This window comes from Lysinibacillus sp. NPDC058147, assembly GCF_042884205.1.
Lineage (GTDB): Bacteria > Bacillota > Bacilli > Bacillales_A > Planococcaceae > Lysinibacillus.
Window position 1 is genome coordinate 391,937 of record NZ_JBHVUJ010000002.1, and the last position, 23,106, is coordinate 415,042.

General features: G+C 36.0%; 18 protein-coding genes and 1 other annotated feature. Of the genes, 7 read left to right on the plus strand and 11 right to left on the minus strand.

Annotated features, from left to right (window positions below; genetic code table 11):
• Window positions 1-62: 62 nt before the first annotated feature.
• From ACFVT8_RS07295 to ACFVT8_RS07305, 3 genes are all read right to left on the minus strand, one after another.
• Entirely contained in the window at window positions 63-1,016 is a 954-nt protein-coding gene (locus ACFVT8_RS07295) for a helix-turn-helix transcriptional regulator (protein ID WP_387082936.1), read from the minus strand.
• Between the two features lie 150 nt (window positions 1,017-1,166).
• Complete coding sequence (locus ACFVT8_RS07300; RefSeq protein ID WP_387082938.1) at window positions 1,167-2,366, minus strand: AI-2E family transporter; 1,200 nt, start codon at window positions 2,364-2,366, stop codon at window positions 1,167-1,169.
• 64 nt (window positions 2,367-2,430) lie between these two features.
• Entirely contained in the window at window positions 2,431-3,381 is a 951-nt protein-coding gene (locus tag ACFVT8_RS07305) for an LCP family protein (RefSeq protein ID WP_387082940.1), read from the minus strand.
• A 177-nt stretch (window positions 3,382-3,558) separates the two neighbouring features.
• On the opposite strand from ACFVT8_RS07305, the gene msrA reads away from it, so the two are divergent.
• Window positions 3,559-4,080 (plus strand): peptide-methionine (S)-S-oxide reductase MsrA, encoded by a 522-nt coding sequence (gene msrA / locus ACFVT8_RS07310; RefSeq protein WP_387082942.1) that lies wholly within the window; start codon window positions 3,559-3,561, stop codon window positions 4,078-4,080.
• An 866-nt stretch (window positions 4,081-4,946) separates the two neighbouring features.
• On the plus strand, window positions 4,947-5,294 hold the full coding sequence (locus tag ACFVT8_RS07315; RefSeq protein WP_387082943.1) for a VOC family protein: 348 nt from the start codon (window positions 4,947-4,949) through the stop codon (window positions 5,292-5,294).
• 63 nt (window positions 5,295-5,357) lie between these two features.
• On the opposite strand, the gene recQ is transcribed toward ACFVT8_RS07315, so the two are convergent.
• Both recQ and ACFVT8_RS07325 read right to left on the minus strand, forming a co-directional pair.
• On the minus strand, window positions 5,358-7,133 hold the full coding sequence (recQ, locus tag ACFVT8_RS07320; RefSeq protein WP_387082944.1) for a DNA helicase RecQ: 1,776 nt from the start codon (window positions 7,131-7,133) through the stop codon (window positions 5,358-5,360).
• A gap of 8 nt (window positions 7,134-7,141) precedes the next feature.
• Window positions 7,142-8,302 (minus strand): TcaA NTF2-like domain-containing protein, encoded by a 1,161-nt coding sequence (locus ACFVT8_RS07325; protein WP_387082945.1) that lies wholly within the window; start codon window positions 8,300-8,302, stop codon window positions 7,142-7,144.
• Window positions 8,303-8,712: 410 nt separating this feature from the next.
• Between ACFVT8_RS07325 and ACFVT8_RS07330 the strand changes: the two genes are divergently transcribed.
• Entirely contained in the window at window positions 8,713-9,261 is a 549-nt protein-coding gene (locus tag ACFVT8_RS07330) for a MarR family winged helix-turn-helix transcriptional regulator (protein WP_387082946.1), read from the plus strand.
• Window positions 9,262-9,264: 3 nt separating this feature from the next.
• Window positions 9,265-10,257, plus strand: coding sequence for an alpha/beta fold hydrolase (locus ACFVT8_RS07335; protein ID WP_387082948.1), 993 nt, complete (start codon window positions 9,265-9,267; stop codon window positions 10,255-10,257).
• Window positions 10,258-10,376: 119 nt separating this feature from the next.
• On the opposite strand, the gene ACFVT8_RS07340 is transcribed toward ACFVT8_RS07335, so the two are convergent.
• The 3 genes from ACFVT8_RS07340 to ACFVT8_RS07350 all read right to left on the minus strand — a co-directional run bounded on the left by ACFVT8_RS07340 (window position 10,377) and on the right by ACFVT8_RS07350 (window position 15,086).
• Entirely contained in the window at window positions 10,377-11,549 is a 1,173-nt protein-coding gene (locus ACFVT8_RS07340; RefSeq protein WP_387082949.1) for an MFS transporter, read from the minus strand.
• 171 nt (window positions 11,550-11,720) lie between these two features.
• A complete protein-coding gene (gene argS, locus ACFVT8_RS07345; protein ID WP_387082950.1) occupies window positions 11,721-13,400 on the minus strand; it encodes an arginine--tRNA ligase in 1,680 nt (559 codons plus the stop codon).
• A 45-nt stretch (window positions 13,401-13,445) separates the two neighbouring features.
• Window positions 13,446-13,666, minus strand: a binding site (T-box leader).
• A gap of 565 nt (window positions 13,667-14,231) precedes the next feature.
• Window positions 14,232-15,086, minus strand: a complete 855-nt coding sequence (locus ACFVT8_RS07350) for an excalibur calcium-binding domain-containing protein (protein ID WP_387082951.1) — start codon at window positions 15,084-15,086, stop codon at window positions 14,232-14,234.
• 686 nt (window positions 15,087-15,772) lie between these two features.
• Here ACFVT8_RS07350 and ACFVT8_RS07355 point away from each other — a divergent pair.
• A complete protein-coding gene (locus ACFVT8_RS07355; protein WP_387082953.1) occupies window positions 15,773-17,377 on the plus strand; it encodes an ABC-F family ATP-binding cassette domain-containing protein in 1,605 nt (534 codons plus the stop codon).
• Between the two features lie 118 nt (window positions 17,378-17,495).
• Here the strand turns inward: ACFVT8_RS07355 and ACFVT8_RS07360 are convergent, their stop codons facing one another.
• Window positions 17,496-18,839: an MFS transporter gene (locus ACFVT8_RS07360; protein WP_387082954.1), complete on the minus strand. Its 1,344-nt coding sequence runs from the start codon at window positions 18,837-18,839 to the stop codon at window positions 17,496-17,498.
• Window positions 18,840-18,881: 42 nt separating this feature from the next.
• A complete protein-coding gene (locus tag ACFVT8_RS07365; protein WP_387082955.1) occupies window positions 18,882-20,441 on the minus strand; it encodes an AMP-binding protein in 1,560 nt (519 codons plus the stop codon).
• Between the two features lie 154 nt (window positions 20,442-20,595).
• On the opposite strand from ACFVT8_RS07365, the gene ACFVT8_RS07370 reads away from it, so the two are divergent.
• A complete protein-coding gene (locus ACFVT8_RS07370) occupies window positions 20,596-21,222 on the plus strand; it encodes a TetR/AcrR family transcriptional regulator (RefSeq protein ID WP_387082956.1) in 627 nt (208 codons plus the stop codon).
• Between the two features lie 184 nt (window positions 21,223-21,406).
• Here the strand turns inward: ACFVT8_RS07370 and ACFVT8_RS07375 are convergent, their stop codons facing one another.
• Window positions 21,407-21,880 carry a DinB family protein gene (locus ACFVT8_RS07375; protein WP_387082957.1) on the minus strand — a complete coding sequence of 158 codons (474 nt, stop codon included), beginning with the start codon at window positions 21,878-21,880 and terminating at the stop codon, window positions 21,407-21,409.
• Window positions 21,881-22,101: 221 nt separating this feature from the next.
• Between ACFVT8_RS07375 and ACFVT8_RS07380 the strand changes: the two genes are divergently transcribed.
• Entirely contained in the window at window positions 22,102-23,097 is a 996-nt protein-coding gene (locus ACFVT8_RS07380; protein ID WP_387082958.1) for a S66 family peptidase, read from the plus strand.
• Window positions 23,098-23,106: the final 9 nt, after the last annotated feature.

Here is a 23,106-nt window from a genome sequence, read left to right on the forward strand (position 1 = left end):
AAAATCATTCTCCTTATTATAGAATGAAACCAGTATAAAACAATAAACCTGACAACTGATTGTCATGTTGCTTTGTCATTTTTATAAATGATCGTTATTTTTTCCGCACGACTAGCAATGATTTCCCGTAAATGTTGAGGCTCAAGCACCTCTACATGATGTCCCAAGCTAAGAATGAAACTATAGAGCCATTCATTTTCTGGATACGCCTTTTTTACTAGCCAACTGCCATCCTCAACTGGCAAAAGTTCTTCAATACCAAACCACTCTTCTGCAATATGCCGGGCTTCATCTTGGAATCGAAAGACAACTTCTGGTACATCTGATGGCTTGAATTTACGCTTGCCTTCGACATGCTTCTGAGTAGCAGGATCTCGACGAATAAAGTTACTTTCACGATCTATCTCAAGCCCTTTCATTCTTTTTAGTTTAAAAAGTCGAAACTCTTTTTTCTCTAGACAATAAGCTTGTAGATACCATTGTCTTCCTTTAAGAATAAGCATATGCGGTTCTACTATTCGCTTGGATACTTCACCTTCTGCATTCGAATAGGTGAAGTTAACTAATACACTGCTATCTATTGCTTCGTCTAATAGTTGTAGTTTCGTCCGAAGACGTTCAATACCATCCCATGGAGAGTAATCGATTAATACGCGATTTGTCTTATGTCGAAATTCTTCTTCATGTGCTGGTAGTACGACACTATTTATTTTTTCCATAAGTCGTTGGTGTTGCTCTTTGCCGTATGAAGTGGAGATACTGCGAAGAGCTGTAACAATGGAAGCAAGCTCGTCATTTGTTAGCAAATTTCGGTCCAAACGGTATCCTTCTGATAAACCAATCCCACCGTTTGTTCCTTGATAGGTGACGATTGGGATGCCAGCTGCATTAATTGAGTCAATATCTCGGTATATCGTCCGAATGGAAACCTCAAACTGCTCCGCCAGCTCCTTAGCTTGCACCTTTCGACGGTTCAGTAAAATAATAATAATAGATAAGAGCCTTTCCAGTTTCAAAATATGTTACCTCCATTTCAATGGTACTCAAGAAACTATCTCTATAAGAATAATTGATAAGATGAGTCCTAATATCGAGTGATAGAACATCAAGGTTTATTATAGCCTTATAAAAAACAGCTACTGCATGTTCGCAGTAACTGTCTCTACTTACACATCATATTTTTGATGGTTCTCATCCTCGTAACGATTATATCGCTGTTTAAATAGCTTGAATAAATGCGTCACAAGAACTTTTATAATGGCATAGCCCGGAATCCCTAAAATGACACCTGGAACGCCAAATAAAGAACCAGCAGTTAATAACACGAAAATAATTGTAATTGGATGGATACTAAGTGATTTACCCATAATTTGTGGAGAAATGAATTTCCCTTCAATGAGCTGTACGACCGTCCAAACAATAGCTAGCTTAATAAGCATGAATGGTGAGGTTACAAGAGCGATAATGACCGCTGGTGTAATGGCGATAACTGGTCCTAAGTATGGAACTACACTCGTGATCATTGCAAGGAATCCTAGCAATAAGGCATATTTCATACCGATAATTAAAAAGCCAATTGTCACCATGGCACCTATGCACATTGACACTAAAATTTGTCCTTGAATATAGGAACTAATTTGCTTGTCCATATCATGAAAAATTTCATGTACTTCTTTTCGCATACGTGGCGGGCACATTTTTAAAATAAAGCTCGGTAGTTTTTCACCATCTTTAAGTAAATAAAATAAAATAAATGGCACGGTAACTAATGATAAAACAATTCCTGTTAACGTTGAAACGAAGCCAGTAATACCAGATGCTACACCTTGCGCAATATTCGCAGCTGTATTTTTTACAGTATCCACAATATCCGTAGTAAAATTCTTTACCATTGCATCATAGTTTAAATTAATTTTATCTAGATACTCGTTGATACGTGAATTATTTAAAAATTCAGCAATATTTTGCGTAAACGCCATAAAATACCCTGGGAATTCCTGTGCTAAATTAGTAAACTGGTCTCGTAAAAACGGATAGACAAGTACTACTAATAACGTTATTATGCCAATCAGAATGATATATAGAAGAAAGATGCCCCAAACTCTTGGGATACGCCATCTTTCGAAAAGACCTACTATTGGACGTAATAAATAATACCCAATACTGGCAAGTACCCCTGGTAGAATAACTACCTCAAACAAAACTTTAAGCGGGGTAAATATAAAGGAAACTTTTTGGAACATAAAAATAACGCATGCTGATAGTAATAAAATAATCAGTGTAAAAAATAAGTTTTTACCACCTAAAAAACGAATAAACTTCGTTGAAAAGAAATTTGAACGCTCTCTTGGTCTTTCTTTTTCCATCTACTCACCCCAATACAAATCCTATATCCATATAGTACAGGATAATGTTGGATTTTGCGAAAAATCACTCTAGGGAAATGCCTAAAAAATTACGTAAAAATTCTTTATTTTTCTCTACATCAATAATAATTGAATCACCGACACCACTAATATTTTTGAAACTATAACTACCTTCAATTGGAATAGTTGCTTTTTCTATTTTGACTTTACCTTTCGACACCATTTTCAGCACTTGTTGAATCTCACCTGCTGTTGAATAGTCAGTTGTTATATAACCTTGCGCTGCACCAACGAATTTTGGTAAGTTCAACATATTTTGAGGCGATAAAATTTCATTCTTTAAGGCTTCGATAACTTTTTGCTGACGTTCCACTCGACCAAAATCGCCTTTTTCATCGTGACGGAATCGGGCAAAGCCAAGTAATTCTTTACCGTTTAAGTTATGCACGCCTTGTTTTAATGAAACGCCAATTTTTTCGGACATATCCTTATCTACATCAATTTCAACGCCATTTGGTGCAATAATATCTACAAGTGATTCAAAATTTTTGAAATCGATAATTGCATAATGATTAATCGGCAGGCCAAACATATTACCAATCGTATCTTTTAATAATTGGACACCGTCTAAATAGTAGGCCGTATTAAGCTTATAAGATTTATAACCTGGAATATCCGCATAAATATCTCGCATTAATGATACGAGTTTGACATCATTTGTTTTCTTATTCCAAGATAATACCATCATTGTATCTGTACGTGATTTTTCCTCACCACGAGTATCGACTCCTAATAATAAATAATTTTCAACATCACCTTTTACTGGATCACCGGTAAAATCCTCTTGGGCTACCTTTGATTCACTTGCTAATTTTAGACCACTTCGATATTGCATAACGGAATAACCTATAATGACAATGACACAAAGTAATAGCAATGTGAACAATGCTCTCCCTTTACGCAAGCGACGTTTTTGGGGACGTTGCGAGCGTCTTGTATAATCTTGCTCTTCCATAACTGTTAACTCCTCTATTTTTTATAGTTAATGTAACGATTCCATATAAAGAAAGGTTCATTTTACACGATGTTGTGAATTCTTTCTACAACTATTTATAGGTTATTTTACACCCTATTTGCCAGTTATGAACAAAATAATGCTATAATATTTTCACGAAAGAAAGGATGATAAAACATGATCGAAAAAGCAACGTTTGCTGGCGGTTGTTTTTGGTGTATGGTAAAGCCATTTGTTGAATGGGATGGAATACATAAGGTTACTTCGGGCTACATGGGTGGCCATTTAGACAATCCAACTTATGAGGATGTCAAAAAAGGTACTTCTGGCCATTTAGAAGTAGTCGAAATTGAATTCGATCCTAGCATTTTTAGTTATGAGCAACTCCTTGATATTTACTGGATGCAAATCGACCCGACGGATGCTTATGGTCAATTCCATGACCGTGGTGAATCATACTCGACGGCAATCTTTACTTATACAGAAGAGCAAAAGCAACTTGCAGAAGCATCCAAGGAAAAGCTAGCAAAAAGTGGTCGCTTTGATAAACCTATTGTAACCACAATTCGCGATGCCAAGCACTTTTACCCTGCAGAAGATTATCATCAAGACTTTTATAAAAAAGAGTCGGAACATTATCAGCAGGACCGAGCACTTTCCGGTCGAGATCAGTTCATCAATAAGCATTGGGAAAAATAGCTTACATATAAAAATCCATTTCGATAGACAGTTCACTTATTGATATAACCGTTTTCGAAATGGATTTTTTCATTTATTAATAACGTGTATATAAAATAATAAACGGTCTATACTATTAAAGATTTCACTTCAAATCCAATGACAAGGAGGGTTAACCCGATGAGTGGGGCTGACCGGTAACTCAGAAGGACCATCAAAGCTGAAAAGCTAAAGCACAGTTGTCTTAAAAATTTAAGATCAATGCGGAAGCGAGGCAGTGTGTCATGGAGCACTATAAGTAAGTGAGAATCATGCCCGGAATATTAATATTCCGGGTTATTTTTTGTTTTATCCCCTCTTTAGTTTTTCTTCATACGATAACGGCTAACTGCCAGCACATTGTACTGTCGCTTCTCTTTCGCACAAAAAAACATATGTGGGCCTAAGGACATTTAGGACGCATTTATGCCACAGTATAAGTAAAGCTGTTGGATTTTTTTCCTTTTTAAAAACGGGTATAGAAAATAATGAACGGTCTATACTATTTAAGATTTCACTTTCAAATCCAATGACAAGGAGGGTTAACCCGATGAGTGGGGCTGACCGGTAACTCAGAAGGACCATCAAAGCTGAATGAAGCTAAAGCACAGTTGTCTTAAGAATTTAAGATCAATGCGGAAGCGAGGCAGTGTGTCATGGAGCACTATAAGTAAGTGAGAATCATGCCCGGGATATATTCCCGGGTTTTTATTTTTGTCTCGATACTGACATCACCTCTATAGTTATTCTTGAAGTGATTTTCCCGATGGATTTTTATGCTAAAATTTGAAGAAGGAACTAATATTAAATCGAAAAAAAATTTTTTAGACAGATTGGAGTTAGATACAATGATCAAAGGTTTTGGAGGAATATTTTGGAGAACTAATAATCTTGATGTTATAAAAAAATGGTACAGTGAAGTGTTGAAGCTTGAAATAGAGAATTGGAATGGGACTATGATTAAACCCCAATCAGGAAATGAGACGGTTTTTTCTTTCTTTACCGAAGATGACAATTATTTTCCAACAGAACAACAAGTGATGTTAAATTTCCAAGTACATGACATAAACGAGATGATTAAGCATCTTGAACATATTGGTGTACCTCTTGAAAAGAAAAAAGAGATTAGTGAATATGGAAAGTTTATTTGGATTAAAGATCCTGATGGTCGACTGGTCGAACTTTGGGAGAAATAGCGGGTGTAATACTTTGCAAATATAAAGGAAGTGCCTAATTCTTTAAGCACTTCCCTTTTTCCTTTAGATTGATGTTGTATTCAAAAAAGACTGTAGAGCATCAAAGAAACGCTCACCGTATTTTTCAAATTTCACTTCACCGATTCCACTTACATGACGTAAGTCTTCTAGCTCTGTCGGCTTTTTGTCACACAAATCACGCAATGTTTTATCAGAGAACACAACAAATGGTGGTACCTTTTCCTCATCTGCAATTTCTTTACGCAGTACTCGTAAATGCTCAAATAGCGGATCATTGTCTACAAGCATACGCACAGTAACAGCTTCTTTTCGCATGACCTGTCGATTCCCCATTAAAACTTCTTTACCTTCCTCTGGTACATATATGGTCGGAAACGTGCCGTGTTTAACAGCAAGTAAACCTTCAGCAATTAAAAACTCAATAAAGTTTGAGACATCCTTTGAGGAATATTGACCTTTTAAAATGCCATAGGTAGACAGCCTTGCAAAGCCAAATTCCGAGACCTTTTGATTTTTGGAGCCAATTAATACTTGCGCTACCATTGTCTTACCAAATTTTTGTCCCATCCTTACTACACAAGCTAAGACCTTTTGAGCATCTACTGTCACATCTTTAACTTCTCGTCCATCATTACAATTACTACAACGGCTACAAGGAGCCCCTGCTTCGTCGTCAAAATACGTTAAGATAGCATTTTGTAAGCATCCTTCAGTATGACAATAATCAACCATCGTTTGCAGTTTTGCTAATTCCTGCGCAATGCGTGTTTCATCTTGCGTCTGCTCTATTAAAAAGCGCTGTGTTTGAACATCACCAGATGCATACAACAAAATACAGGCACTTGGCAAGCCGTCACGCCCTGCACGTCCCGCTTCTTGATAATAGCTCTCCATATTGCGCGGCATTTGATAATGAATGACAAAGCGTACATTACTTTTATCAATTCCCATTCCAAATGCATTGGTAGCAACCATAATGCGCGCCTCGTCTTTTAAAAATCGCTCCTGCTCAGACATACGCATGTCCTCTGACAGTCCAGCATGGTATTTTGCCACAGCTTCGCCCGAGCGACTTAAAAGCTCATAGATAGCGTCTACAGCCTTTCGTGTCGCAGCATAAATAATACCCGCTTCATTTTTATTTTTCACTAAATAGTTTTTAATATAGCGCTCTTTGTTTTCACCAATTAACACAGAGAAAGCTAAATTATCGCGCGAAAAGCCGGTAATCACCGTCGATTGCTCATCAATTCCCAATAATTGTCTAATATCATCACAAACAGCTGGTGTCGCTGTTGCAGTCAATGCTAAGACAGTTGGCTTTTGTGGCCATAAAGTAAATAATTTTTGGATTGCTCGGTAACTTGGTCTAAAATCATGCCCCCACTGGGAAATACAGTGTGCTTCATCCACAGCAAGTAAAGGTACTGATAAATTCGATAGTACTTGTAAAAATGTTGCACTCTCTAATCGCTCAGGAGCAATATATAGAAGCTTTAAATAACCTGCACTCGCTAACTGCATCGTTTCATTCACTTCTTGCACGGTTAAGGTACTATTAATATACGCGGCCGGAATATTCGCCGCACGTAAAGCTTCTACCTGATCTTGCATAAGAGAAATTAAAGGAGATATGACGACTGTGAGGCCATCTAGCATGAGTGCTGGGATCTGATAGCAAATGGATTTGCCTCCGCCAGTTGGCATCACACAAAGACTTGATTGACCTCGTAATGTTTGTTCAATAATTGGTGCCTGTCCATTGCGAAATGAATCATAGCCAAAATGATGTTGTAGCATTTGTCTTGCTTGCTCCATCCAACTTTTCACTCCTCGGTTGTTAGACGAATAAGTTTATACTCGCCCTGTTCATTTTTATTAATTTCATATACCATCATAGAGTTCGCTAGTGCCTCTTGACCGGCTGAATTAGTTAGGACATATTCTGTTATAGCACGAACTACAATATTTTGTCCTTCCATACTGATGTTTTTAATCGTCGTATCATAAAAACGTATTTTCGCTTGTTTGGATGCATAATTCGCTACCATATTATCCAGTGTGCTTTGTAATTCGTCTGTTCCTATAAAAGGCTTCATGACACTAGCATCATGAATGTCAACAGCCCCTTTTAAATGTTTATAAAATGTATCTAAAAACAGCTTTACCTCATCCACATTATAAGCAAAAATATTCTTGCCGTATCGATCGATAGCTTGCTGGACTGCTTCTTTATCGCCCGGTTCTATATAAGGAGATAAGTTTTTCGATTGAGCTAGTCGATCACTTGTCTTCATATTACCCTCGATCCATTCATCCAATAACTCAGCAATCTCTTTAAATGGCAATATAAATGGCTGTGATCCACCATTTTGCTTGCGTTTAAAATAGATGCCTACAAGTTCACCATTTTCTGCTTCTAGAACGGGGCTTCCGATAAGTGTATTTTGATCTGCATCTATGTAATAAGCAGCTACTCTGTCACTATATTTTTTAATGATGTGCGGTAAGCTATCAACATAAACAGCTAACTGGTCTAATTCACCGTTATAGACGGTCGGCACCTTTACCGATGCGTTATACGGTACCTCTAAAATGGCCATATTATAAGCTGTAGATATAAAGTGCACATCGGCTTCTTTAAGTTTATCATTATTAAATTGTACGAGCGCAGTTGGTTTTGAAGATACAAGGGCACCATTTGTCACAATATAGAGCTTAGCGTCCTCTTTTTTAACAATAATCCCTGCACCGATTCCGTTTTCCCCAACTACTTTTACTTCTGGTACAATTTTTTCTTGCTGCTTCGTCACAGATTTTTCCGATTTTACATCGGTCTTTTTAGAATGAAACACCTCTGCCAATGTTTCATTTCCACAGCCCGTTAATAATAAAGCTGTTGCTCCAAGAATGAGCATCTTTTTCCGCATACGTTCACCAAAACTTTCTATCAAATCTGCCTTTGCATAAGGCACGATGTTGGTCACTCAAGTATTCTCACAAGATGTGAAGTTCATAGCCTGAGTTCCTCTATGTCAGCGGATATTTTTACACCCGCCAAAACCTAAGCCAGCATTCTTCTCATCACCAATGCTGAATGCAAGTTAAACATCTTTCTTTACTATAATAAACAAGGTTACTATACGTTTCAAGTTTACATAATAATATTATTTAAGATTAAGTGTTATAAAAATATTGCCCTCGCCTTTTTCTCAATCCGTTATACCTATAAAAATCGACTCTTTTTTAGGTTTGCTATGAAAAATGACTTATAATTTGCGGTTAAAATGTTATTTAAAAAAGAAGTCTTCTCATTCATTAATTTTATAGACAATATATTGTCCATTTTGTTATGATGATTTTAGACAATGTATTGTCTAAAAGAAAGGACATCTTTATGAACCAAGACTTATTTCTAATGCAACAAATATATTCAGCCCTTTTTTCTGTTGGCAATAAAATTCAAGTACAATCCGATCAATATTTAGAAAAATTAACATCTAGACAATTTATGGTTATCTTAGCTATTGCCCATTTACCTGAAGATCAAGCATCGTTCAACAATATCGCTAGAAAACTAGGAACGACTAAACAGAATGTAAAACAACTAGTCACTACGATGAAAAACAAAGGATATGTTGAAATTGCCCCTAGCCAGCATGATAAACGTGCGGTCAACACTACGATTACTGAGTTTGGCAAACAAGTTGCGCTAGAGGCAGGAGAAAAAGGGACATATTTTTTAGCGGATCTTTTTAAAAATTTTTCTACTAATGAGCTAGAGACAATGTGGGGTCTATTAAAGAAGCTATATAGTTTTGATGGCGAAGAACAGGATGGTTTTGAAGAGCACAGTAACTTGACAATGGATGAAAACCAAAATGACATTCAGTTGCAAGTTTTAAAGGAGTTTGAAAGACGAAGAAATCAAATAGAGGGAGTATGAGAAATGAAAAATAAATCCGAGAAATTAATTAATATCGAAGAATTTGTCTCGGTTAACGGTGTAAATCATTATTTATTTCATTCAGGTACTAATTATGATAACCCAGTATTACTTTATTTACATGGTGGTCCTGGTAGTGTTGAATCTCTTTTTGCTCATTCTTTTCAAGATAAATTAGAAGAAATTTTTACGATTGTTCATTGGGATCAGCGTGGTGCTGGAAAAACGCTTACTAAAAACCCCGATAAATACCCTACAATTGATGTCATGCTAGAAGATTTATATGGAATTATTCAATTTTTAAAGCAGAAATATAATAAGGAAAAGATCGTTTTACTCGGAAGGTCTTGGGGCTCTATTTTAGGAAGTATATTTATTAAGAAATATCCTGAAGACATTGCTTATTATATTGGCGTTGCACAAGTTGTCTCCTTTCTTGAAAATGAGCGTGTTGCTTATGAAAAAATGAAGGAACAAGTAGTAAAAGCTAATGATATAAAAGCTCTAAAAAAGCTTGATGCTATAGGAGCTTATCCTGGAGAAAAAATAAAATTTGATCGTGAGTTTTTAAAAAAATGTAGGAAAATCCGAAAACTTCAAGGGAAATATGGATTAGCTGGTAAGAGTGACCTTCCTATATTTATGACTGCCTTAAAAAGCCCTATTTTTAAATTATCGGATCTTCTCTCACTTTCAAAAGGACTAAAAGCAAACAGCAAGGTACATGAATTTTTAGAAGACTTTGACCTGACGGCAGACTCCTCAAATTATAAAGTTCCAGTTTATTATATTTTAGGTGAAAATGACTGGCAGGCCCCTTCCATTATTGCCGAAGAATACTTTGCTAAAATTAATGCTCCTCATAAAATATTATTTATCATTCCAAATGCCGGACATAGAATTATGATAGACCAAACCAACTTGTTTTCTGATGCATTATTGCAAATATTTAATATTGAGCAGGAAGCGTCCAGATCTTATAAAAGTTCATCATAAAAAATGAGAACTAAAGAAAAGCCGATTTTTAAAATACAAGGTGAAATCGGCTTTTCTCGTCTCTTATAGTTGTAGATTTGAAATAGAGACATGCTCGTGTATCCGCGCATGTCTCCACATTATTTTTTCTTAAGCATAATTGTAGTAGCTATTATGCCAATCATTAAGATTATAAAAATCATATAAGTAAATGTATGGTTTCCAGTGACATCATAGCAATAGCCTATCAGTATAGGGATAATGGAGCTTATCATAAAGCCACCTGAAAGCACCATAGATGACCAGCTATTTGCCTCCTCATCATTTCTTGCCTCATCCAAGGGTAACAATAAACCAATTGGAAATAAGCCACTTAATACGATACCTATTATGAATACCGCAATCCATAATAAAGTCCCTGAGCCTAACCATAGCAGCAAAAATCCAATCACTCCAAAGATCCCTAAAGAAAAGAGCCAACCAATTCGACTGAACCATTTTTCCATTAGCATAGGAACCAAAATATTCCCAATCATTTGTACAATAGACATAAATGTTAGCATAGAGCTTGCAATCCCAAGAGAAAAGCCTTTAGCCTGTACTATCGGTACTAGCCATGACATTATTGAAAAGAACAAAGATGTTTGGATACCAAAGTAAATTAAAATGATCCAAGCACGGCCATTTTTCCAAGGATTTCGTGCTGCATTTTCTGTCAATGTACCTGTCTCTGGTAGCTCTTGATTTTGTATTGCTAGTAACCATATACAAAGTGCAATGATAGCAAGTATTGCCCAACTACCAAGCGACATCGTCCAGCTCTCATGAAAATGATTATAAAATGTTATGGTTAGTGCCGCACTCAATGTTGCCCCTGTTCCTATTCCAAATGAATAAATACCTACCACGGTTGTAAAACGGGTCGGGAATTTTTTCTTTATATAGGCATTTAAGATGGGCCCAATAAGTGCAATGGCAAATCCCGCAGCAAAGCTTGTGACTACAAGTAGTACATAACTTTCTTTTAAAAAGCGTAGCCCATTTGCTAACGCCAAGATCATTATTAATATCGTAATAGCTGTTTTTGTTCCGAGCTTCCTTTGTATAGGTACTGCAAATGGTGCAAAGAGACCCATACAAAACACCGGAATAGATGTTAAAAAGCTCATTTTAGTATTTGATATATGGAGTGATTCCAAAAGTACATTAAATAATGGTCCTATTCCTGTTACTGCTGGACGCATATTGAGCGCAACGAAGAAAATACTAACAACCACAAGTACCATGGAAACACGCCATTGCTTTTTCTCCATACTTTCTAAAAACCTTCTCTCTATTGATACGGTTAAAAATTCGACTAAATATGTTAGATCTTTGAATTTTCACTATTTCCTTTTACCATTTTTTCTAGTATCGGTCAATTTAATGGCAATTATTAATGAAAAGATGTAGCTAGTATCAAGACTGGATGCAACTTACGATACTTACATTTTTTTTGGCGCTGCAATGCCCAATAATGTTAGCGATTCTTTTAAAACAATGGCTACACAACGACAAAATGCTAATCGTGATGTTCTTTGGTTATCATCGACCAATACTTTATTATGCGCATAATATTTATTAAATTGTCGCGCTAATTGTAAGGCATATTTAGCAATTTGTGATGGATCTGCTTGCTCAAAAGCGTTGGCAATTACATTCGGAAACTGTTCCAGTAATAAAACAACTGGCCATGCTTGCTCCCCTAATGCTTCAAACGCTACTTCGTAACTATGTTCATTTGCTTTTTCCAATAGAGATGAGATACGTGCAAACGTATATTGAATATAAGGCCCTGTTTCCCCTTCGAAATGCATCATATGCTCAATCGAAAACTCAATATCATGAAGACGATCATTTTTTAAATCATTAAAAATAACCGCTCCTACACCAACCTGACGTGCAACGTTCTCTTTATCCGCTAGATTTGGATTTTTTTCCTCGATATTTCGCTTCGCAGTAGCAATCGCTTCTTTTAGTACATCCGCTAATAAAACGATCTTCCCTTTACGCGTCGACATTTTTTTACCGTCTTTTAGAATCATCCCAAAAGGCACATGCTGTAAGTCTTTTGCCCAATCGTATCCCATCTTCTCAATCACGTTAAATAGTTGTTTAAAATGAAGAGATTGTTCATTCCCAACAACATAAAATATTTTTTTAGGGTCATATTGTTGATTACGATAAAAAGCAGCTGCTAAATCACGTGTAGCATACAGCGTAGCTCCGTCTGTTTTCGTAATTAAGCATGGTGGCATATTATCGATTTCAACAACATATGCACCATCAGAATGCAAAAGCAGCTCTTTTTCTTCTAACTCCTTAACAACAGTAGCCATTTTGTCATTGTAGAACGCTTCCCCAGTGAATGAATCAAAGTTAATCCCAAGCAGTTGATAAATGGTCTTGAATTCTTCGAGTGATGCATCTCTAAACCATTGCCAAAGAGCTAACGCTTCTTCATCCCCGTCTTCTAATGCTTTAAATGCGCTACGTGCCTGTTCATTGAGTGTTTCATCCTGCTCCGCTTCTTCATGGAACTTTACATAAATTTTTAACAGTTCCTCTATTGGGGCAGCTTCAATCGTTTTTTGATCTCCCCATTTTCGATAGGCAACAATTAACTTACCAAACTGTGTTCCCCAGTCACCTAAATGATTAATGCGGATTGCTTGATAGCCGTTTTTCTCAGCAATGTTGGCCAAAGCGTTGCCGATTACTGTAGAACGTAAATGGCCCATGGAAAAAGGCTTCGCTATATTAGGTGATGAAAAATCTAAAACTACATTCCCTTTTGACGCCTGTTGAGTCCCATATAAATTTTCTTCTTTTATTATTTGACTAAGCACTTGTTGAGTAATCGTTGGCTGATGGTAAAATATATTGACATATCCACCTACTACTTGAACTTCTTGTATTAAATCACTGCTTAAATTGTTTTTTAGGTCGGATGCGATACTGTTTGGAGATTTTCTTAATTTTTTTGCCAATGTAAAGCAAGGAAATGCCAAATCCCCTAAGTCCAAATTTTTCGGTTTTTCTAGTAAATTTTGAATGTCATTGACAGACAACTCGTTATTTAACGCTACAGCAATGCTTTTAGCGATTTGTGTGTGCATGTTCATTCTCCTTCCTCCTCTCAATTCATAAAAAAAGCCCCCGTCTCTAAATATAGAGACGAGAGCATAATGATCCCGTGGTACCACTCTAGTTGCCATATAAATATGACCACTTTCCATTGTTAACGAGGTGACTCCCCGATGTTCTCTACTATTAATTCGAGAACCTTCTCCAAAGTGCGTTTCATTTATGGCTGCTGCATTAGGCTCACACCATCCCTAATTCGCTTTCCAGCAACTCCATAAACTACTCTCTTTATCATCGAATTTAACTGTAATTTCAAAATATTTTACATGAGCTACCATTTTAAGTCAATAGTCTATTTCTAAATCAAAGTGCAACACTTGAACTTGTTTATGACTATTTAGTTTCTTCCTCTCTTAACTAATTACCAGAAGTTTATTATTATATGCAGTAGTTAACTGTTTCGTTCGATTAGTGTTAAAGTTATTTTCAAATAATCGATGGTTTTAAGATAATAAAAGTAAAAAAAGACCGAATAAATTTCATGTGGTACAAATAAGTAATAACGAGGAAACTGAAGTCATGGTTACAGACAATCGATTTACCGCACCTACACAACCTGGAGTTTATTATTATTCTTATGGCGTTTGATGAATGGATGAAAAGGAAGCGAATATATCTCATGGTGACGCTTTCTATGCCTTCGTTTTAGTAGTTGATTGACCATTCCATTAAATGGCAGGTTATTTTCATTTAAATTTTACTTTTAATGAATAAAAAATTATTCATCAGAAAAACGCAAGAAATCAATGTTTCTAAAATTGATTTCTCGCGCTTTTTAAGGTTTTGACCAGTTATGTCCCAACCTTTTTCTATCTTTCACAAGCCCATCCATCGCCATCACGATCATGCTTTTTTTCATAAGCTGGGTGATCGCTACCTACCCCATTTGGATAATCTTTACGAAGCTCTGTACAATTTTTATATTTTGACTTACTTCCGTTTGAAGGTTTTGATGAGCTACTTGACCCATTACTAGTTTTAGCAAACGGATTTTGAGAAGTTAAATGTGAATCTATTACATAACCTCCGTACAGTGGAGTTGTTACAAATGACCAACCAGCAATTGTAGAATGAACTAAAACTTCATCGTTTTTCAAAAGTTCTCCGACATTATCTCCAGAAGGACTAGCGATATTTCTAACAACAAGACCCTGTGTTAATACATATTTAGTTGTTGGTTTAGATTCACTCATAAAAGTTGTAGTCGCATAACCAATGACATTACCATATTGAACCAATGACCATCCATTTCCAACAGAACCGAAGTCTTTCACAACCATTTTATGTTGTAAAGTCGCAACTGTTTTTCCCTTCAATGATGGTGTTTGTTTCACTACCAAACCACTTTTAGAACTAGCTATCTGAATACCGTACAAAGCATCATCCAGTGCAACATCTTTTATATAGCCTTCTATTATTTTCCCATCACTATTTAGATAGGATATACGTGAAAATGAAACATTATGTCCCTCGCTGATTTGTGTTACAAATGTTCCTTCTTTTACAGTTCCTAATATTTTCGAAGACGCATCGGGTTTTTCATATACTTCTATTGATGAACTTGTAATAACTTTTACTTCTTTAAATGTGCTCGCATCGGCTACCTCTAAATTAAATGCTAAAAGTAACATAATGAATAATGCTGCGATTGTTTTTAGTCTCATTTTATCCTCCAATTATTTATAAACTTGTAATCTTCTTTTTAAGTCTGCTTTAAATAATGTAAAAATACTTATAATTACAACTATATGTATTTCGAAATGAAGTAACTCAGCTATTTTTCACAAGCCAATCCATTTACAATTTTAGTCAGACTTTTATTAAAATTCCCCTCCTTCACATTTATTATACATAAAAAAATCCTATAGTTGGTTAATAAAGAAACATTTTACAATAAATTGGGGCAAATCAGGAGGATATCCAAGTGGTTTCTGTCATTATGCACTGCTAAATGACGAGGAAATAACAGTGATTGTTCTTAGTAATGAGATGACGGTGAATTCAAAAAAAATCAACCGTCACCTTACATCCATCGTTCTTAAGCGGCCAATTTGGATATGGAAGGAGATACTTTAATTATAGAAGACTTTTCTCAAGTTTGATTTAAAATAATTTAGTGAAATAAAGCCCTTTCACTAGAGAGGGCTTTCATAAAACCTGTTCTTTACAATTGAGACGATTAAATACATAAAAAAGTATATGTATTCACTTTTTTTTAACATTATCCCCACTCTTATCCCGCTCAAATCTTTTGACAATACATAACCAAACGTTGATTTAATAATGTTTATAGACTCTGGTACATATTTCATGATATACTAGTGCCATTGTGAAAAAAGGAGGAACTTGCATGATTCAAGTAAGTAATGTAGGTCTTCGCTATGGCGATCGTAAACTATTTGAAGACGTAAATATAAAATTCACACCGGGGAATTGCTACGGTTTAATCGGAGCAAATGGTGCTGGTAAATCAACATTTTTAAAAATTCTTTCTGGTGAAATTGAAGCACAAGAAGGTCACGTATCAATGGGTAAGGACGAACGTTTATCAGTCCTTAAACAAAACCACTTTGAATATGATGAATTCAATGTATTAGATACAGTTGTTATGGGTAACAAACGTCTTTGGGAAGTAAAAGCTGAAAAAGACGCTATCTACGCAAAAGAAGACTTTTCTGATGAGGATGGCATGCGTGCTGCTGAATTAGAAGGTGAATTCGCTGACCTAAATGGTTGGGAAGCTGACTCAGAAGCAGCAACATTATTAAACGGTTTAGGAATTGGCGACGAGCTTCACTATATGCTAATGGCTGACCTTGAAGGTTCTGACAAAGTCAAAGTATTATTAGCACAAGCTCTATTTGGTAAACCAGACGTTCTATTACTAGATGAGCCTACCAACCACCTTGACTTAAAAGCAATCCAATGGTTAGAAGAATTCTTAATTAACTTTGAAAATACAGTTATTGTTGTATCCCATGACCGTCACTTCTTAAATAAAGTGTGTACGCATATTGCGGATTTAGACTTCTCTAAAATCCAATTATATGTTGGTAACTATGACTTCTGGTATGAGTCTAGCCAATTAGCACAAAAAATGATGGCAGACCAAAACAAGAAGAAAGAAGAAAAAATTAAAGAGCTACAAGCATTCGTTGCTCGTTTCTCTGCGAACGCTTCAAAATCAAGCCAAGCGACTTCTCGTAAAAAAATGTTGGATAAAATCGAGCTTGATGATATTAAACCTTCTAGCCGAAAATATCCTTTCATTAACTTCCAAACTGGACGTGAAATCGGTAATGATGTGTTAACAGTGGAAGGCCTTTCAGCAAGCAATGAAGGCGAAACACTATTTAAAGATATTCGCTTTTCAATGAACAAAGAAGATAAAATCATTTTACTTGGTAATCCAATGGCAAAAACGGCTCTTCTTGATATTCTAATGGACGAAAGAAAAGCAGATGCTGGTACATTCAAATGGGGCGTAACAACATCTCAAAGCTACTTTGAAAATGATCACGATAAATACTTCGAAGGTTCAGAGAAATCATTAGTGGAATGGTTACGCCAATATTCTCCTGATGATGAAACAGAAAGCTTCTTACGCGGCTTCTTAGGTCGTATGCTATTCTCTGGTGAAGAAGTGAAAAAATCTCCTTCAGTTTTATCAGGTGGCGAAAAAGTTCGTTGTATGCTATCAAAAATGATGCTTGCAACAGCAAACGTTATTTTACTTGACGAACCAACGAACCACCTTGACCTTGAGTCAATCCAAGCACTAAACGAAGGACTTATGCGCTTCAAAGGTGCTATGCTCTTCACATCTCATGACCATCAGTTCATCCAAACAATTGCGAACCGTGTCATCGAAATCCGTGAAGACGGCACAATTTTAGATAAACTATTAACTTATGATGAATTCCTAGAGTGGAAAGATAGCCAAGGCTTAAACTAATCAACAAAACAGGGTTCTCCTATTCAAATAGGAAAACCCTGTTTTTTTTTATATGCCTTTACTCATTAAGAAAAACGTTTGTAGCTTTTTCATACACTTCATTTTTGCAAATAAATTATTACTTTGTCGAGGTTGTCATAGCCACTTCCACTTGAGCATCTGACAAGCGTTCATTTTCTTGTACATTCTCAACAGTTTCTTCATATTGAGTGATCATCCGTGTATCTGGTGAAAATACTGCAAGTAACAGTGATAACAATAGCCCTGCCATCATTAATCCACCAAATAAATATGGTGATGCCCCATATTCTGTTGCTAAAGATGTCCATAGCATTGGTCCAAAACCTACAATTGCCGCAGCGATTTGATAGCCAAAGGATAGCCCTGTGTATCGAACATTCGCAGGGAATAATTCAGAGAAAAACGTACCTTGAGTCGCAAAAATTGCTGCCCATACGACACCAAGTAAAATGATTTGCAACATGAAGAAATAGGTTGAATTAATTGGAATCATTACGAAATATGGTATTGCCAGTAGTAGCATTGTGATAAGGCCACCAATATAAATTTTCTTTCGACCTATAAAATCTGAAAGATATCCAACAATGGGCATTGTTACGATCATTGTTGCACAGCTTAATGTAAGTGCAAACAATGCGACATCCCTTGTGTAGCCTATATACGTAGTTGCATACACCAAAATAAATGACATTAAAAACACATTAAAGAATCCATCCCCTATTTTCAATCCTATAATACGGAAAATATCTTTTTTGTTATATTTAAAAACTTGGACAATTGGTAATTTAGCTAATTCACCATTATCTTTTTTACGTTTAAATTCAGGTGTTTCTTCAATCCCACTTCGAATCCAAATAGCTAATACAATTAAAACTGCGCTAAAGAGAAATGGTAAACGCCAACCCCAGGCCATAAATTGTGCTTCTGTCGTTAATGAAGAAATGAGCGTAAAACTAAATGTTCCTAACACTAACCCAATTGGTACACCAAGCTGTGGAATAGAACCAAAAAAGCCACGCACACCTTTTGTAGCCGATTCAGTAGCTAGTAACACGGCACCTCCCCATTCACCACCAAGTGCAATCCCTTGAATAAGTCGCAAAATTACTAATAGCGTTGGTGCGAGTAACCCAACTTGTGCATAGGTAGGTAATAAACCTATCAAAAAAGAACTACCGCCCATGCCTATTAAAGTAAGCATAAGCGAGGCTTTCCTTCCGACACGATCACCCATATGTCCAAAAATTAAACTTCCAATTGGACGAGCTGCATATCCAGCTCCAAACGTAGCAAATGCAATTAAAATCGAGATTGCTGGATTAGTCGAAGGGAAAAAAAGTGTTGTAAAAACTAATCCCGTCGCAGTACCATACAAATAAAAATCGTACCATTCAATGACTGATCCTGCTAAACTTGCTAATAATATCTTCACATTTTTCATAGAATCCCTTCTCTCTACATTCAATTTTTTATGTCATTCGCTTTAACTAAAAATAGCGTTCCGTAAAACATGCTTTTGAATTTTTCCGACAGATGTACGTGGAAAATCAGTCACAAATTCAATACTATCTGGCACTTTAAATTTTGCGAGGCGTTCCCGACAATGTGCAATCAAAGTCTCTTCACTTGTAGTAGCGCCAGCTTGTAAAATAACATACGCTTTAATAGCTTCATCACGCATTTCATCTGGTACACCAATGACAGCTGCTTCAAATACTAATGGATGCTCTGTTAATACACTTTCCACTTCATTCGCAGCCACATTTTCACCTGAACGCTTAATCATATCCTTTATACGATCAACGAAATAAAAATAACCATCTTCATCAATACGAGCGTTATCCCCAGTTAGTAACCAATTATCTTTAACAGTGCCGTTTGTTGCTTGCTCGTTTTTAAAGTAGCCTTTCATTAAGGTTCTTCCTGGTATCCCTTTAACGGCAATTTGACCAATCTCCCCTTGATTTACAGGGATCCCATGTTCATCTACAAGCTGAACCTCATAGCCAATGCTTGGTCTACCAATGCTCATATTTTTTCGTTTTCCAAATATAGGATTTATCAGTGGAATCCCAACTGTCTCGGTCAAACCGTACAGTTGCAATAACTCCACATCAAATCGCTCCTCAAACTGTACTAATTGGTGTTCAGCAACCGTCTGTGCAAAAAGGACAAGTCGTAAAGGATTATCCTTCGCCTCTTTTTCGTAATCTTTTGCTAAAATCATACGAATAGGAGCGGCAAATAAAGAACCAACTGTTCCGCCTAATGCCTTTGCTTGTTTAAAATAACGTGAAGCACTAAATTTCTCAGTAACTGCAATGCTTGCCCCTACCATGATGGCTGACATCGTTGAGTAATATTGTGCATTCCCATGGAAAAGCGGTAAGACAATAAATGTTCGATCTTCAGGTGTTAAAGCTATTGAACGAGCCATTAACTCACCAGTGTATATATAATTGGCATGTGTCACTTGAACACCTTTAGGTCTTGATGTTGTTCCAGATGTATAAAGCAATGCAACAATATCTTCAGACGAAACTGTTGGGAAATGTACATTGTTATCGCTTTCACTTTTTATGAGCTCAGAGAAATATAAAACACCTTCTAAGCTACCTTGTTGTCTCGTAATAATAATATTTTGTATAGTCGGTGTTTTAGATTTAATACTGACAAACTTTTCGATAAAGTCCTCTTCAGTAATAATGAGGGCAGCTTCAGAATGAGAAATAATATATTCCATCTCATCTGCTGGTGATAAAATGTTAGTTGGCACCATAATACCTCCAATTTCAGCTAAAGCAAACCATGCTGTAAAAAATTCCATATTGTTTGGTAAATGAAACACAACATGATCACCTTTTTTGATGCCAAGTTTAAGAAGTGCATTACTGAAGCGAATAACCTCCTGATAAAAATCCCCATAATTTTTTTCAAAATAGTTTCCCTTACTATCCTCAAATCGAATAAAACTTTTTTCAGGTTGTTGCTCTACTCTCTCCCTTAAAACAGTACGCAACGTTCTATTCCCTATTAAATCCATGATTTTCCCCCTCTAGTTTCATAGACTATAGTCTGTATATTAATCGGCGAGACAATTATTTGTCAATATTTTTTCTAATAATTCAGAAAATAAATTAATTACATGTACGAGTATTATGCTAAAGTAAAATAGAATATCTTGTGTGAATTAGGTGATGAAGAGAATGAAAAAGACGCGAAAACAACAAGCTCAAGAAACGAAAAAACATATCTATTTAACAGCACTTAAATTGTTCGAAACGAAAGGCTTTGATCAAGTCACGGTTGATGAAATTGTGCAAAAAAGCAAAAGCTCAAAAGGTGCTTTTTATGGTCATTTTTCGTCTAAGTACGATATTTTCCTAAAAAAATTTAAAGAAATTGATCATTTTTACGAGGAATTTACAACTACACTGCCCCCAAATCTTTGCTTTAAGGAAAAAGTTATCTCATTAATTGATGCACAAATGAAATATTTAAAAGATGATTTAGGAATGGATTTAATGCGTTCTGTTTACAAAAGCGGATTAATTGAAAACGAAGAAAATTTCTTTACCAATTCTGAACGCGAATTGTATAAAATTTTGCACTCATTTATACAAAAAGCTATCAAAGATGGCGAATTATCTGTACAAATAAATGTTCAACAAACCGTAATTTATATTAGTCGCTGTATGAGGGGTTCATTATATGACTGGTTAGTCTTTGGAAAAGATTTTGATTTATTACAAGAAAGCAAAGGCTTTATTTCAATATTTTTAGATGGTTTGATATTAAATAAAGGGATATCCATAACAAATTAGTAGCTAGTGAATCAGCAAATAGAAGTATGTTAAAACAACATTGCCAAACAAAAATAGGCACTTCCTGATTAACTTTAAACTGGAAGTGCCTTTTATCTTTTTATGTAGTTGTTTCAACTACTTTCTTGCAAAAAATCTCTTTACACAAATAATGACAGATACACTTTGTATCTGCCATTTACATTTATTTTTGCATTTCCTTCGTAGGCCCTAATACGCCTGGTACTGGTAAACCTGCTTGACGTAGGAGCACCGTCATTTGTCCACGGTGATGTGTTTGATGATCGACCATTACACGTAATAATGCACCTCTAGCTATCGGTCCAGTGAAGCCTTTTACTTCCTCCAGCAAATCTTCATTTGATAGCTTTGCTGCTTCCTCTTTCACACTATTTGCTACATTTTCGTAAGCAGCTACAATTTCAGCAGCTGTAGATGGAATTGGATCTTCTTGACGAATCATTGGCACCTTTAAACCTGCTAAATAACTGAAATAACCAGCAGCACCAACTAAATGCCAACCTAACCACCCTAGTGTGCTATGACCTTCCACAATGCTTTGTTCTAGCTTGTCATCTGTTACGGCTTTTAATACTTGAATTGTCCCTTCTGCTGATGCTGACCATTCATTTAAAAAATCATCTACATGACGATACATACAAACGCCCCCCATTTCATAAATTCATATCTATCATATTAAATTCTAAACTCTCTTACAAGTTTCAAATACCAAGTTAACATAATATTATTATTTTGTAATCTGTTATAACTATTCATTTCAGTTACTTTTTACATCTCTTTAGTCAAAACAAGTATACGACTCTTTAAATTGTAAAATCATGTATAATAGCTCTTATCTTAAATTGAAAGAGGTATTTTATGTTTTCCCCATTAAAAAAAGGCGATACTATTGGCATCTATTCGCCCTCCAAACCAGCTACAACTATTGCAAAAGTGCGCTATGAACGAGGTAAAGAACGTCTTCAATCACTCGGCTTTACAATACATGAAGGCTCTTTAACAGGAAAAGAAGATTTTTATCGCTCCGGCACACCGAAAGAACGAGCAGAAGAGCTGAATGCCCTACTTCGTGATCCCCACATCAAAATGATCTTACCAACTATGGGTGGAACTAACGCCAATAGTATGCTTCCATATCTAGACTTCGAAGCATTTAAACAAAATCCAAAAATACTTATAGGATTGTCTGATGTTACCGCTATACTTCTTGCAATGTATGCAAAGACTGGAGTTCCTGTCTTTTATGGACCTTCTGTTGCTTCTACATTTGGTGAATTCCCACCTTTTGTCCATTATACAGAGCAATATTTTAAAGATATGTTTTTACATTCGTTATCATTTCCCTATACCATGCCAATTCCACCTATTTGGACAGATGACCGGCTAAACTGGTTGGAAAAAACGACTGAAAAAACTCAACATCATAATTCATGGATTACAGTTCAACCTGGCATTGCTGAAGGTCGTTTAATAGGTGGAAATATAAATACGATGTACGGCTTTATTGGAACATCTTACTTCCCTCACATTCATGAAGGTGATATTTTACTTCTTGAGGATACTTCTAAAACAATTGCTGTTGTTGAGAAAAACTTTGCCATGCTAAAACTACACGGCATTTTCGACAAAGCTTCAGCGATTATTTTAGGTAAACATGAACAGTATGATGATTTGGGAACCGAGAGAAAGCCTTATGATGTGTTACTTGAGCAGCTAGATGGACGTACTATACCAATTATCGCAGATGTTGATTGCTGTCACACTCATCCCCTACATGCCATGCCGATCGGCTTACGTGTACGTGTCGATACAATTAGCAAAGAGATTACCTTTCTAGAAAGCTGGTTTTCCTAACAATCGAAT

Coding starts and splice junctions, on each gene's coding strand:
- ACFVT8_RS07350 (WP_387082951.1), bottom strand. CDS start 15,086: ATGAGACTAAAAACAATCGCAGCATTATTCATTATGTTACTTTTAGCA.
- ACFVT8_RS07375 (WP_387082957.1), bottom strand. CDS start 21,880: ATGTATCGTCATGTAGATGATTTTTTAAATGAATGGTCAGCATCAGCA.
- ACFVT8_RS07315 (WP_387082943.1), top strand. CDS start 4,947: ATGATCAAAGGTTTTGGAGGAATATTTTGGAGAACTAATAATCTTGAT.
- ACFVT8_RS07370 (WP_387082956.1), top strand. CDS start 20,596: ATGAAGAGAATGAAAAAGACGCGAAAACAACAAGCTCAAGAAACGAAA.
- ACFVT8_RS07365 (WP_387082955.1), bottom strand. CDS start 20,441: ATGGATTTAATAGGGAATAGAACGTTGCGTACTGTTTTAAGGGAGAGA.
- ACFVT8_RS07355 (WP_387082953.1), top strand. CDS start 15,773: ATGATTCAAGTAAGTAATGTAGGTCTTCGCTATGGCGATCGTAAACTA.
- msrA (WP_387082942.1), top strand. CDS start 3,559: ATGATCGAAAAAGCAACGTTTGCTGGCGGTTGTTTTTGGTGTATGGTA.
- ACFVT8_RS07300 (WP_387082938.1), bottom strand. CDS start 2,366: ATGGAAAAAGAAAGACCAAGAGAGCGTTCAAATTTCTTTTCAACGAAG.
- ACFVT8_RS07380 (WP_387082958.1), top strand. CDS start 22,102: ATGTTTTCCCCATTAAAAAAAGGCGATACTATTGGCATCTATTCGCCC.
- ACFVT8_RS07360 (WP_387082954.1), bottom strand. CDS start 18,839: ATGAAAAATGTGAAGATATTATTAGCAAGTTTAGCAGGATCAGTCATT.
- ACFVT8_RS07305 (WP_387082940.1), bottom strand. CDS start 3,381: ATGGAAGAGCAAGATTATACAAGACGCTCGCAACGTCCCCAAAAACGT.
- argS (WP_387082950.1), bottom strand. CDS start 13,400: ATGAACATGCACACACAAATCGCTAAAAGCATTGCTGTAGCGTTAAAT.
- ACFVT8_RS07330 (WP_387082946.1), top strand. CDS start 8,713: ATGAACCAAGACTTATTTCTAATGCAACAAATATATTCAGCCCTTTTT.
- ACFVT8_RS07335 (WP_387082948.1), top strand. CDS start 9,265: ATGAAAAATAAATCCGAGAAATTAATTAATATCGAAGAATTTGTCTCG.
- ACFVT8_RS07340 (WP_387082949.1), bottom strand. CDS start 11,549: ATGGAGAAAAAGCAATGGCGTGTTTCCATGGTACTTGTGGTTGTTAGT.
- recQ (WP_387082944.1), bottom strand. CDS start 7,133: ATGGAGCAAGCAAGACAAATGCTACAACATCATTTTGGCTATGATTCA.